Origin of the sequence: Citrobacter sp. HN-141, from assembly GCF_033341895.1 — a bacterium.
Taxonomy (GTDB): domain Bacteria; phylum Pseudomonadota; class Gammaproteobacteria; order Enterobacterales; family Enterobacteriaceae; genus Citrobacter.
On record NZ_JAWPBF010000015.1, the window covers coordinates 28,125 to 40,377 of the forward strand.

Annotated in this window: 12 protein-coding genes; 8 read left to right on the top strand and 4 right to left on the bottom strand. The window is 48.6% G+C overall.

The annotated features are described in order from the left end of the window. Window positions 1-2 precede the first annotated feature (2 nt). Together RYZ59_RS17780 and RYZ59_RS17785 are read left to right on the top strand one after the other, a co-directional pair. Window positions 3-2,336 (top strand): primase-helicase zinc-binding domain-containing protein, encoded by a 2,334-nt coding sequence (locus tag RYZ59_RS17780; RefSeq protein WP_106902607.1) that lies wholly within the window; start codon window positions 3-5, stop codon window positions 2,334-2,336. Window positions 2,337-2,763: 427 nt separating this feature from the next. Then, window positions 2,764-3,330, top strand: coding sequence for a DUF6680 family protein (locus RYZ59_RS17785; RefSeq protein ID WP_318049898.1), 567 nt, complete (start codon window positions 2,764-2,766; stop codon window positions 3,328-3,330). Between the two features lie 8 nt (window positions 3,331-3,338). On the opposite strand, the gene RYZ59_RS17790 is transcribed toward RYZ59_RS17785, so the two are convergent. Then, on the bottom strand, window positions 3,339-3,533 hold the full coding sequence (locus tag RYZ59_RS17790; RefSeq protein WP_318049897.1) for a toxin-antitoxin system HicB family antitoxin: 195 nt from the start codon (window positions 3,531-3,533) through the stop codon (window positions 3,339-3,341). Window positions 3,534-3,591: 58 nt separating this feature from the next. Between RYZ59_RS17790 and RYZ59_RS17795 the strand changes: the two genes are divergently transcribed. Beyond that, window positions 3,592-3,882: a SymE family type I addiction module toxin gene (locus RYZ59_RS17795; protein ID WP_191238003.1), complete on the top strand. Its 291-nt coding sequence runs from the start codon at window positions 3,592-3,594 to the stop codon at window positions 3,880-3,882. Between the two features lie 87 nt (window positions 3,883-3,969). Here RYZ59_RS17795 and RYZ59_RS17800 read toward each other — a convergent pair whose 3' ends face one another. Then, complete coding sequence (locus RYZ59_RS17800) at window positions 3,970-4,305, bottom strand: hypothetical protein (RefSeq protein WP_204191585.1); 336 nt, start codon at window positions 4,303-4,305, stop codon at window positions 3,970-3,972. 201 nt (window positions 4,306-4,506) lie between these two features. Between RYZ59_RS17800 and RYZ59_RS17805 the strand changes: the two genes are divergently transcribed. Beyond that, window positions 4,507-4,650: a hypothetical protein gene (locus tag RYZ59_RS17805; RefSeq protein WP_318049895.1), complete on the top strand. Its 144-nt coding sequence runs from the start codon at window positions 4,507-4,509 to the stop codon at window positions 4,648-4,650. Continuing rightward, the gene (locus RYZ59_RS17810) at window positions 4,640-5,014 is read left to right on the top strand and encodes a Rap1a/Tai family immunity protein (protein WP_318049894.1); all 375 of its coding nucleotides are present in this window, start codon (window positions 4,640-4,642) and stop codon (window positions 5,012-5,014) included. The genes RYZ59_RS17805 and RYZ59_RS17810 overlap by 11 nt, the downstream gene beginning before the upstream one ends. Window positions 5,015-5,126: 112 nt before the next feature. Here the strand turns inward: RYZ59_RS17810 and RYZ59_RS17815 are convergent, their stop codons facing one another. Then, a complete protein-coding gene (locus RYZ59_RS17815) occupies window positions 5,127-7,895 on the bottom strand; it encodes an autotransporter outer membrane beta-barrel domain-containing protein (RefSeq protein ID WP_318049892.1) in 2,769 nt (922 codons plus the stop codon). Between the two features lie 74 nt (window positions 7,896-7,969). Then, window positions 7,970-8,587, bottom strand: coding sequence for a helix-turn-helix transcriptional regulator (locus RYZ59_RS17820; RefSeq protein WP_318049890.1), 618 nt, complete (start codon window positions 8,585-8,587; stop codon window positions 7,970-7,972). 574 nt (window positions 8,588-9,161) lie between these two features. On the opposite strand from RYZ59_RS17820, the gene RYZ59_RS17825 reads away from it, so the two are divergent. The 3 genes from RYZ59_RS17825 (at window position 9,162) to RYZ59_RS17835 (ending at window position 12,240) form a co-directional block, all read left to right on the top strand. Then, window positions 9,162-9,950, top strand: a complete 789-nt coding sequence (locus tag RYZ59_RS17825; protein ID WP_202037382.1) for a transcriptional regulator — start codon at window positions 9,162-9,164, stop codon at window positions 9,948-9,950. Then, window positions 9,934-10,398, top strand: a complete 465-nt coding sequence (locus tag RYZ59_RS17830) for a hypothetical protein (RefSeq protein WP_318049888.1) — start codon at window positions 9,934-9,936, stop codon at window positions 10,396-10,398. The genes RYZ59_RS17825 and RYZ59_RS17830 overlap by 17 nt, the downstream gene beginning before the upstream one ends. Window positions 10,399-10,743: 345 nt before the next feature. Continuing rightward, on the top strand, window positions 10,744-12,240 hold the full coding sequence (locus RYZ59_RS17835) for a C69 family dipeptidase (RefSeq protein WP_318049887.1): 1,497 nt from the start codon (window positions 10,744-10,746) through the stop codon (window positions 12,238-12,240). Window positions 12,241-12,253: the final 13 nt, after the last annotated feature.

The window sequence follows — 12,253 nt, forward strand, 5'->3', positions numbered from 1 at the left end:
CAATGAAAATGAATGTAACGGAAACCGTAAAACAGGCCTGCGGCCACTGGCCGCGCATTCTCCCGGCGCTGGGTGTGAAGGTCATTAAAAACCGCCATCAGGCCTGCCCGGTATGCGGCGGCTCTGACCGCTTTCGCTTTGACGATAAAGAGGGGCGCGGCACGTGGTTCTGTAACCAGTGCGGCGCGGGTGACGGCCTTAAACTGATTGAGAGGGTATTCGATGTATCTGCCTCAGAGGCCGCCCAAAAGGTGAATGCTGTCACCGGCAACCTGCCGCTGGTTGCCCCGGAGGTGATTGTGGCCGCAGAGGCTGAAACGGTGGCTGACCGCAAAGCGGCGGCCGCGCTGGCCGTCAGGCTCATGGAGAAAACCCGACCGACCACCGGCAACGCCTACCTCACCCGCAAGGGTTTCCCCGCTCTGGAATGTCTGACGCTCACCGTCATGCATAAAACCGGCTGCGTGACGTTCCGCGCCGGGGATGTGGTTGTCCCGCTGTATGACGATACCGGCGCACTGATTAACCTTCAGCTTATTAATTCTGACGGTCTCAAACGTACCCTGAAAGGCGGAGCGGTAAAAGGTACATGCCATATCATCGAGGGGCAGAAACAGGCAGGAAAACGTCTGTGGATAGCGGAGGGCTATGCGACCGCGCTCACCGTGCATCACCTGACCGGCGAAACCGTCATGGTGGCGCTGTCCTCCGTGAACCTCCTTTCTCTGGCGAGCCTTGCCAGACAAAAACACCCGGCCTGTCAGATTGTGCTGGCCGCCGACCGTGACCTTAACGGCGACGGTCAGAGCAAAGCCGCTACGGCCGCAGACGCCTGTGAGGGTGTTGTTGCCCTGCCGCCGGTGTTCGGTGACTGGAATGATGCGTTCGTTCAGAAAGGCGAAGAGGCGACGCGGAAAGCGATTTATGACGCCATCCGGCCACCGGCTGACAGTCCTTTCACTACCATGAGCGAGGCGGAATTTACCGCCATGAGCACCAGTGAAAAGGCAATGCGGGTGCATGAACATTACGGCGAAGCGCTGGCCGTGGACGCGAACGGCCAGCTCCTGTCCCGCTATGAGGCCGGGATATGGAAAATCATTCCACCGTCAGACTTTGCCCGCGACGTGGCCGGGTTATTTCAGCGTCTGCGTGCCCCGTTCTCGTCGGGGAAAATTGCCTCAGTGGTGGAGACCCTGAAACTGATTATTCCGCAGCAGGACGCCCCGGCACGGCGTCTGATTGGCTTTCGCAACGGCGTACTCGATACCGCCACCGGCACATTCAGCCCGCACCATAAATCGCACTGGCTGCGCACACTCTGTGATGTCGATTTTACCCCGCCGGTGGAGGGCGAAACGCTGGAAACCCACGCCCCGGATTTCTGGCGCTGGCTTGACCGCGCCGCCGGTGGCAGACCGGAAAAGCGCGACGTGATACTTGCCGCCCTGTTTATGGTGCTGGCGAACCGTTACGACTGGCAGCTCTTTCTTGAGGTGACCGGGCCCGGTGGCAGCGGAAAAAGTATTCTGGCCGAAATTGCGACCATGCTTGCCGGGGAAGATAACGCCACATCGGCCACCATCGAAACACTGGAATCACCACGTGAGCGCGCGGCGCTGATTGGCTTCTCGCTGATTCGCCTGCCTGACCAGGAAAAGTGGAGCGGTGACGGGGCAGGACTCAAGGCCATCACCGGCGGGGATGCGGTCTCCGTTGACCCGAAATACAAGGATGCGTACTCCACCCACATTCCGGCGGTGATTCTGGCCGTGAACAATAACCCGATGCGCTTTACCGACCGCAGCGGCGGTGTATCGCGTCGCCGGGTGATACTGCATTTCCCGGAGCAGATTGCCCCGGAAGAACGCGACCCGCAGCTTAAGAACAAAATCGCCCGTGAGCTGGCCGTGATTGTGCGCCAGCTTATGCAGAAGTTCAGCGACCCGATGACCGCCCGCGCCCTGCTCCAGTCACAGCAGAACTCCGATGAGGCACTCAGTATCAAGCGCGAAGCCGACCCGACCTTTGATTTTTGTGGTTACCTTGAAACGATGCCGGAGCCTGAGGGAATGTATATCGGCAATGCCAGCATCATTCCGCGTCAGCCGCGCCTGTATCTCTATCATGCCTATCTGGCGTATATGGAAGCCCACGGCTACAAAAATACACTCAGTCTCACCATGTTCGGCAAGGGACTGCCAGCCATGCTGAAAGAGTACGGGCTAAGTTATGAGAAGCGCCGAAAAAATCAGGGCATACAGACCAATCTGGCGCTAAGAGAAGAAAGCAACGCCGACTGGTTACCGAAATGCGATGGCCCCATAGCGAAATAACCTGACCTGACCGGCAATCGCCGGTCTTTTTTTACCTGAAAAACGGCAAAAGTGAACAGTAAAGTATTCACTGTTCACCAACCATTCACCTCGTAAGTTCATGAATATTATAAATAAAACTCCTTAGTGAACAGTGTGAACAGTTTTTCCAAAAAAAAGTTTTTTTATGGGGGTTTGTCACTGGTGACTTATCAATAGATAGTTTGTGAGTCCAGCAAATGTGTATAGTGATGTGTATAAATAAGAGAACTTAAATATTAAAACACCAATAAATACATGATGTTAAATTGCATATCGAACTCCTGTGATCTTCCGCCAATTTGCTTATCTTATATCCGCCATTTGCCATATCTTCTCCATTCACAAATTCCTATATGATTCTCAGCTCAAAATTCTGAATACATCTATTTACTATGAGTAATCTTATATGAGTACAGCGCTTACTATTATAGCCATTACAGCTACTGTAATTAGTCCATTATTAGCGGTTCAAACTCAGAAATTCATTGAAAAATATTCACAAAAAAAATCATTGAAAATTGACATATTCAAACAACTCATGGCGACACGCTCTCAGAATGCCAGATTATCCAATGAGCATGTTCGCGCGCTAAATATGATAGACTTAGCATTTTATGGTAAATTAAAAAAAGGAAAGACAAAGAGGAGCGCTTCTGAGGGTAGAGTATTATCTTCATGGAAGCTTTATTTTGCACACTTGAATACTTCATACCCTGGTAACGATAATGCCCAGGGCGCTATATGGAATCAAACAAGTAATAATTTGTTTCTGGATTTATTATCAGATATTGCAAAAGATATTGGCTATGATTTTGAGCGAGTCCAATTACAAACAGCCACATATTCTCCGGTTGCCCATGGAGCCATCGAGAGCGATCAGGTAAAAATAAGAAAAGGTTTAGCTGCAATATTTTCAGGAGAAGATGCTTTAAAAATGGAAATTATAAATATTCCAGCAAGACAGGACAATTAATCGAGTCACTACTTATCTTGAGGCTCAATACCTAACCTCTTAAGTTCCTTTCTCCCCAAGGTTTTGAGCCAATTCCCCAAACTCATCCCTTCTGCTTTTGCCGCAGCCTCAAACTGCGCCTTTAACTCGGGCGTGATACGAATCTGGAAAGTTGGTGCTTTTCCAGATTTAGACTGATTTGGGTCGCGTTTAGCTGTTGGCATGTACGTACCTTTTTGTATCTGGCGAGAGCTAACCTCACCAACTATCAAGGAGTTGATTATGGCTGATTCGCATTCTACCCCAGACACCGACCAATCCGGAACCGAACGTTCGGTAATTGTGGGATACCGCCCGAATGTTTTCGACAAATCCACACCCAAAATTATTCTTTCCGGCAAGTGGCTACGTGCGGCGGGGTTTGATACCGGACAACAGATTACCGTAAAAGTGATGAACGGTTGTATCGTCCTGATGGTCTATGGCGAGCAGGAACAACGGTTGCAGGATGAGCTGAAAGAGGCACATCAGAAGCTGAACAGAATTGAGAGCACGCTGGCGACTCTCCAGTAACGTGTAGGTGAACCTGTAAGCGTTACTTACACGTTCACCTGGTGCCGGATGGCGATAACGTTTATCCGGCCTACGCTATCAAATGAATCACCGAATAGAGCCATCGGGATAAAGGTACATCCCCCCTTCCAGATAAACAGGCTCACCGTCACTTATCTTCAAATCATCGTATAGCGATTGCATTTCATTATCTTCTGGCTCTGACTCTAGACGATAATAGGTATCTACATCATATTTCTCATTGCGTAAATCATCATCATTATAGATACCTAAATGTTTCTTTAGCCCTACAATAGTAAATATCCATTTCAGACCATCTTTAATATAATATGCACCGCCATAAGCATTCTCATCTGGAAATTCTTCATATCCCAGGCGTAGCGCGTGTACACGTGCATGTTTTCCTGTTGTTAGACTATTCATATACTCTCATTTTAATTGTTTCATACTATACACTGAACGTCATATTCAAAACACTCTCCTGATAGCCTATGCCAAAAGGTATAAATGACATCACAGTGAAGCCCGCATTATAATGTCAATTAAATTAATAGGCATAATACCATCTCAGCTTAAATGATATGTGTATTTTTATTTATAAATAATTGCAACAATGGACGACTAATGAAAAACGTATTTATGGCAATGATTATCGCTCTCGTCACTATCACCGCATCATCCACTGTTTTTGCATGCCCGAAAGGAGAACATCCGCACGGCGGTACTGGCCCACACCATAAGGGCGGCTGGTGCTCATATGATCAGTAAAATTGCCATTCCTGTCTTGTTATTGCTCTGTTTTTCAACACCCGTGCTGGCAAAATCGACATTGAATATCGACGGCAACTCGCTTTATCACGGCTATCAGTTGTATGAGAAAGGTTTTGATTATTTAAACGTTCGGGATGAACAGACAGCAGTGATGTATATGTCTTTTGTTGCCGGTGTAGCGGGGACACTGTCAAAAGAAAAAATCATCTGTAATGAGAGCATAACCATTGGACAGGAAGCTGATATTGTTGGCAATTACCTCCAGATCCATCCTAAAGAACGAACAAAGTACAGTCCTTCTGAGTTGGCCATGATCGCTTTAGGCAAAGAACTTGCTTGTAGCAAAAATAGTAATAGCTAGCGCTGCACTCTGCTTGTGTTGCCGGATGGCGCTAACGCTTATCCGGCCTACGACTCCCAAAAAATAAAGCCGCCGATCGGTTAATCAGCGGCTTTTACATTACTGCATTACATCAGAAGTTATATTTCACACCCAACATACCGCGGGTATCGCTGTAACCTTTGTCACCAACCTGTTGGGCCACGTTGCTCCACACATTGAGGCGCGGGGTAATTTGGCCTTCAACACCGACTTTCAGCTCGCCGATGTTTTTGGTGCCGCGCATGTCGTTGCTCACATCGTCCATCTTCACGCTGGTTGTCTGCGTGTTATGGATCCAGTTGGCTTCGACAAACGGCTGGAACTCGCGAGATTTACCGTCGTCGATGGCGTTGTGACCATTGATAAAGGCTTTTACCCCCAGACGGGTCATCAGGTTGCCATCAGTGTTGTCCTTCACGCGGGTACCGTTCGCTTCGCGGTGGTTGTCGGCTTGCACGTCCATCCACACCACCTGCGCTTTTGGTTGCAGCCAGTAGCTGTTGCGCTCACTTTCACCCAGCTTGAAGCTATAACCGGCTTCGACCGAAGCGGTTATCCCGCTGGATTTATATTTCTCCGTCGCCTGCTCCTGGCCCATCACTTTGTTATCAAACCAGTTGTACAGCGCCCAGGTATCCACATAGGCACCTGACTTGTCAGCCTCATTGGCATACCAGGTACCGTACAGTCCCACACTGTAGCCAGTAACCTGACCACGCGAATAGTAGCCGGTCAGGCTGGACTGCGTGCGGCTCTGGCTGTTGGCATAACCGGCCATCGCGCCGAGGTGCCAGCGGTCAAGACCGTCGCTACTCCACTGCGCCAGGTCGCCGCCTAGCTGCATCACATAGCTGTTGCTTTGGGTTTTCAACTGCCCGCTACCGTCTTTGAAGCGGGTATGCGCCCCAACGTTATGCAGCCACAAACTGGTGACTTTTTTCTCGCCAGTCAGCATGTCGGTGTACTGTGTTTCACCCAGACGGTCGTGCAGTCGGGTCATAAACAGCGTGTTAGCGGCATAGTTGTTCGCCAGATAGCTACCCGCTTCCGGGCGGTACTGCTGCTCGGTAACCGGAGGCACATCGGGTTCTTCCGGTTCAGGAATAATCGGGTCCACAGGATCGACCGGGTCTGGACTAACCGGATCAGGGTCATGCGGATCGACGGGGTCCGGGTCTTCCGGCTGAATAAAACTGGTCAGATACCAGTTGTTACCCTTCTGCACCACGTTATAGTCGTACGCCCCGGCAACAATACGGCCCGCCTTCTCAAAGGTACCGTCAGAAATACCGGCCACTTCGATGATCTCAATACCTTCAATGGTCTGCGCCCCGGTGCCGCCAATGTTATTTACCGCCACAAACGCATTACCCGCGGTGTTGCCGAGCACTTTCAGCTTGTCAGTTTCAGAGGTATCGTCATTCAAAACCGTGTTGAAAACCAGCTTACCGCCGTTCCCGGTAAAATCTTCATTAATCGTAAGCGTCTGCCACGGTTCACCGTCAGCATGGCCAAAGTTCACGACTGCTCCACCGTTCAGCGTCAGGTCAGTCAGCGTTGAGCTATTGGTCATGTTCCAGGTCGCGTCGCTCATTTTAAGCGAGATAACGCCCGTCCCGGCAGTAGCGCTGGTGATATATGACGCGCCTTCCCACAGCGAGTTATCGGTCATATTGAGCGTAATGGTGCTGTTTTGCTGTGGCAGGCTGCTCGTTGCGGCAGTCGCACTGGCGGCGTGAAGATCGCCGTTGATGAGGAAGCGCCCGCCAGCAGAACCATCCACAATGCCACCCGTTTCGGTGCTAATAGCATAGCTTTCATTGCTGTGATCGCCCGCCATGGTAATGGCCGCACCGCCTGCGAGGTTTATCGCGCCGCGTGAAGCTGCATACAGGCCACGCGGGGCTTTGCTAAATGAGTAACTTTTATCGAAGCTGTTAACCCTTATCGCTGCATTATCACCCAGATTCACGGTCGCATTAGTGGAATAGACCGCATGCGCGCTAATGCCGTTAACCGTAATCTTCGCGTTGTTGCCCAGCTCCGTTTTGGACGATGAGGCGGCATAAATCCCCGTTGAGGAGGTCCCCGTGGTCTCAATGATGGCGTCATTGCCAAGGCGGATCGAAGAGCCGCTCTGTCCGGTGCGAAGACCTTCTGAGCTGTCACCGGTTGTCACAATGTGCGCGCGATCGCCGACGACAATGGTATTTTTGGCAAGCGTGGCATCCCTTAACGCATTTGCGGTGATACCACGCCCCTGAGAGCCGGTGGTTTGAATATACAGATCGTCGCCGACGTAGATGTTTGCCGAGCCTCTCCCACCCTGACCTACCGCGTTATAACCGGCGTTAATACCATCACCATCCTGACCATCCACATAGATGGATGTACGGTCGCCGGTGATAATAAAGACCGGGTTATCCGGCATATTGGCACCGTGCGTGCGGATACCGTCAACATCTTTACCATTATTGGCGGCATTCTTTGACTGCGTGCGAATCGTCAGATCGTCACCGAAAATAACGCCAGGGCTACCCGTAGCACTGTTCTGAATAACGGTAATAGAGTGCTCAAAAGCTTCAGCACCGGGTCCATTAATCGTTAATCCATTGCCATAAACGGGAATAGTGCCCGCACTCCATTGATAAACATAATTCGGCATGGCGCTGGTTTTTGCGAAATTCGCACCTGCCTGTGCGGGTATTATAGCCTGCAATTCCGGGGGCAGACTGCTCACCAGCCCGCTGGAAGGAAGACTATCAACGTCAACCCAGGCGGCATGGGTTGAAAATATCATTGAGGCCAACGCGGCTGACACCGATATGGCAAGACGTGAGTAATTCCTGGGGTTTGGCATAATAGCCTCCTGCTTTTGGGCGTAGAGCGTCCGTCACATCGCCATGATGTGAAAATAATAAAATAAAAATAGATTTATAAAATATTAGAAAGAATTTTATGAATACTTAAACCCAGCTTATCTTCAAGCCGAAGTTTATATACATATATTCTCTTAACATCTATATTGTCTATCTTGGTTATTTGCTGAATACTAATTCCTGAAACAAATCGCTTGAGTAATATCATTTCCGTGTAGTTTAGTGAGCGTCCGCGTTTGCTATTGGCGAGATGGCCAGTAAACAGGCGGCGGATTTTCTGGTGCTGGACATCCTCATCATCGTCAGAATAAATAATACCTTGTATTTTATTACTTTTTGCAAGCCAGTAATTGGCTAGCGGCGTCAGGATCCTGTCAGATATCAGCACGATATGCATACCACTTTGCGTCAGGCGATCCACCCAGTGCGGATCGGCAAACAGGCGCAAATTCGGGAATGAAAAATCAATAAAAATAAACCCATGAGATAAATAGTTCTGATTATTAAGCAGGAGTTTTTCGATAATTCCTTTTTTCAGAAAACGATTTCCCTCTGGCCAGATTGCAAAGGCGGCACGGTGACAGTACTGTGCCCGTACCGCAGCATCCGGAAATAATTGACAGGATAATTCACAGCTTATGCAACGAACACTCTGTAGCGGCTTTATCTTCATCAACGATGACCCCTGCTATTTTTCCCTAAATATTTCATTGGTAAATAAATGTGTCAATCCAACACATTGTGAGTTCCATGTCAGTTAATAACAGTGAGCCATTAGAAATGTTATAAACTCCTGAGAAGTAAATTAACATTAGCTATAAATAACATGATACAGCGTAGTATTTCGACGTTTTATATCGGATTATTTGCCAGTTCATTAGGATTTTTATGCATAAATACAGACCATAGGATAAATCTGAATATAGCACTATTTGCTAAAATATAACCTTAATGAACGATACTTATTAATAACACAATTTTGATAACTCAATCACCCTTGTGCTGCTGGGGATAAATATAATTGCCATTCAGATAAAACTGTAATGAATTCTTATTATTTCACCTTAGCTAATTCTCACCTAAGAAATAGCACGTATAACTCATTGTATTTAAAAACGTTTTATGATTGACAAAAAATTCTTATCCTCAAACATGTACAAAGATAGAGGCGCGCTATCAATTTGCATGTAGTATTAAAAGGTACACTACAGTACCCCATGGTACGTTACGTTACAGAGGACCGGGAATTGTACCTTATCAATCAGTTGGTCGAATTCAATCCTGATAACAAAAGCCTGGTCAACCGGCAGACCGGGCGATCAATTCAACTGCAACTTCCTGCCTCACTGTGTTTTCTCTATTTAATTACTCACGCAAGTGACATTGTTTCTCAGAACACGCTGATAAAAGTAGGCTGGGGAGAGAGAAATAATGTCACGACGACCAATACCCTCTACCAGGCTATTCTGACGCTACGTAATGCACTGGCGGATGTCGGGTTGCCCCGTGACACGGTGAAAACTATTTCCCGCCGCGGACTTACATTGAATGAAAATACGCTGGTAGAGACAATTACGCTTTCTCATGATGATGTTTCTTTGTCAGCCAGTATTCCAGTTCATGACGACCATGAGGTAATACTCCCCCCGGCACAGGCAACGCAGCTCGCGTGGTGGAACCTTTTACTTACCGCCAGCGCGGTTATCGTCATCCTGATTATCTGGCTGGTGTGGTATCAGACGCGCCCGACCATGCCGTTTAACAATTTTGTGTCCATCTCTATGCAGATTCCATCGCGTCAGAACTGCAAAATTTATTATTCACCAAATGAGCAAGATCACGAGGGCTATTTCAGCCTGATGCAGTTACATCCCGAGCTCTGTGAAAAAAACAAACATGTGTTTCTTACCGGTTACCGTAAAACAGAAAGAGTAGTGGCATTTGTATGCGATAAAGATGCGCGGGTAGATGCTCGCGCATTTTGTACCACCCATTACTACTGGATGCACGAGACAAGAAATGAAAAAAACACGTAATCGGACCCTGCTCGTAGCCGTGCTGGTCGTGATGTTCGGTTCAGGTGCCTGGTTATGGCATTCGCGGTATGCTGACCAGCCACTGAATTGTGTGGGAAACGTTGAATGGAATATTGGCAACAAGCGTTTTACCGGCACAGTATCGTTTCGCATGCGCAATGATGAAGGGCTGGCGACCATCACCGGAAAGTTATATGGACATAACACCACGGATATCAGCAGAAACGTTTATTTTAGCTATACCCGGCAGCACGATGCACGATTACTGCAGGCGATGCAGGTCGTAAAAACCTTCGCTGACACAGCAGATGAGGCCGATATCAACACGACTCTGCTAGGGTTTTATCGCCAGACCGGACGGAGTCTGAGCCTGGTGATGGAGGAGTATAAAGGCGCATGGATTTTTGCGAGTTCAAGTGTTCCCTCACTGTACTGCCGTAAAAAGTAACATCAGATTCAGATACAAAAAATACCGTTCTTCCGTGGAGATGCATATTTGTCATCATTGACTTACGAGACATGTGTCACTGAATACACCAATAACCCATTGCTATTCTTTCCCCCGAATCAGGAAACCTCCTGAATACCTTGATATTCATTGCGTAATAATTAAGCGAAATGGACGCGTTATTTCGTCCCGAAGACTTCAACAGACCAATGGATATTTGGAGAAAACGTGGGCAGGGACGTTTATCTCTCCGGCGAGCAATGTCTGACCAGTCAGACGTTTTCGCATTTCAGGAAACAATGTGTTTCCGATGTATTTAATGGCGTACTTATTGAGGGATATTTAATGTTTACGTTTAAAAAGTGCCTGATTGCACTTTCTATTAACCTGGCCGTCGTTTCATCGGGTTTTGCCTGTACAACCCTGCTGGTTGGCAATGAAGCATCAGCGGACGGATCGATGTTGGTCGCCCGTAGTGCCGACAGCGATGCCCTGAAAGCTCAACATTTTGTCATTCATCCGGCAAAACAGAATCAGACCGGTGTTTACAGCACCAAAGCGCATAATGGCGCAAATGATTTTACCTGGCCTCTGCCGAAAAACTCCCTGCGTTATACCACCGTTCCTAACTGGAAAACCCAACTGCACGGCGCAACCGGGTTTAACGAACTGGGTGTTGGCGTAAGCGGTACAGAATCTATTTTTGCCTCGCCAAAAGCACTGGCAGTCGATCCGTACGTTGAGGATAAAGGAATCACCGAAGACGATATCCCGGACATTCTGCTGTCACAGAGTAAAACCGCGCGGGAAGCCGTAGCACTGCTCGGCCATATCGTTGAAACCGCCGGTGCAGGTGAAGGCTTTGGGGTCGCCGTCGTGGATGATAACGAAATCTGGTATCTGGAGACCGGTAGCGGCCACCAGTGGATGGCGCAGCGTCTGCCCAACAATCAGTACTTTGCTACCGGCAATCAGGGGCGTTTACAGGATTACGATCCTAAAAACCCGAACATGATGGCATCGAAAAATCTGGTTGAGTTCGCCACTGAAAAAGGTCTTTACGATCGGGCAAAAGATGGCAAATTCAACTTCTCCAAAGTCTATACCCGTGATGATGAACGCGACCGCACGTATAACGACCCTCGGGTATGGACCATCCAGAAAGAGTTCAACCCTTCTGTAAAACAGGATATGGCTAACGGTCGTGAATTCCCGGTCTTCATGACGCCAGAGAAGAAAATGACGCTGGATGATGTGAAGGCGGTACTGCGCAATCACTATGAAGGTACCAGCCATGACCCCTACACCAACGGCCTGAACGGTAAAGAGCCATGGCGCCCTGTCAGCGTGTTCCGTACCTACGAGGCACACGTCATGCAGGTCCGTCCGTGGTTGCCAAAAGAGATTGGTGAAACGACTTATATCGGTTTGGGTATGGCCGATCTCACCGCTTTCGTTCCGTACTACAGCGGCCTGAAAGCCTACCCGGCCAACTATACGATGGGTACAGATAAGGCGGACGATCAGTCTATCTACTGGAAATATCGCAAATTGCAGACGCTGACGATGACCGATTATCCGAAACTCGCCCCAATTGTTAAAAAAGCCTACAAAGCGTGGGAAGATAAAGTTGCGAAGGAGCAAAAAGAGGTCGAAGCAGAATATTTGAAGATGGCGAAAACGGATAAGCCCGCCGCGGATAAGATGCTGAATGACTTCAACTTGCGCATCATGGCCGATGCTGAGAAGCTGACGGAAGACCTGACCAATCAGCTGTTCACCCTCCGCACCAAAGACATTCAGTCTGATATATTCTTTGCTAACGCCGCGAAGAAAGACTGAGTAACGACGCGAT

Excerpts from the sequence above, each read along its gene's own strand:
- RYZ59_RS17830 (WP_318049888.1), top strand. The coding sequence starts at position 9,934 with ATGAAAAAAACACGTAATCGGACCCTGCTCGTAGCCGTGCTGGTCGTG.
- RYZ59_RS17810 (WP_318049894.1), top strand. The coding sequence starts at position 4,640 with ATGATCAGTAAAATTGCCATTCCTGTCTTGTTATTGCTCTGTTTTTCA.
- RYZ59_RS17835 (WP_318049887.1), top strand. The coding sequence starts at position 10,744 with ATGTTTACGTTTAAAAAGTGCCTGATTGCACTTTCTATTAACCTGGCC.
- RYZ59_RS17795 (WP_191238003.1), top strand. The coding sequence starts at position 3,592 with ATGGCTGATTCGCATTCTACCCCAGACACCGACCAATCCGGAACCGAA.
- RYZ59_RS17805 (WP_318049895.1), top strand. The coding sequence starts at position 4,507 with ATGAAAAACGTATTTATGGCAATGATTATCGCTCTCGTCACTATCACC.
- RYZ59_RS17780 (WP_106902607.1), top strand. The coding sequence starts at position 3 with ATGAAAATGAATGTAACGGAAACCGTAAAACAGGCCTGCGGCCACTGG.
- RYZ59_RS17820 (WP_318049890.1), bottom strand. The coding sequence starts at position 8,587 with ATGAAGATAAAGCCGCTACAGAGTGTTCGTTGCATAAGCTGTGAATTA.
- RYZ59_RS17800 (WP_204191585.1), bottom strand. The coding sequence starts at position 4,305 with ATGAATAGTCTAACAACAGGAAAACATGCACGTGTACACGCGCTACGC.
- RYZ59_RS17815 (WP_318049892.1), bottom strand. The coding sequence starts at position 7,895 with ATGCCAAACCCCAGGAATTACTCACGTCTTGCCATATCGGTGTCAGCC.
- RYZ59_RS17785 (WP_318049898.1), top strand. The coding sequence starts at position 2,764 with ATGAGTACAGCGCTTACTATTATAGCCATTACAGCTACTGTAATTAGT.
- RYZ59_RS17790 (WP_318049897.1), bottom strand. The coding sequence starts at position 3,533 with ATGCCAACAGCTAAACGCGACCCAAATCAGTCTAAATCTGGAAAAGCA.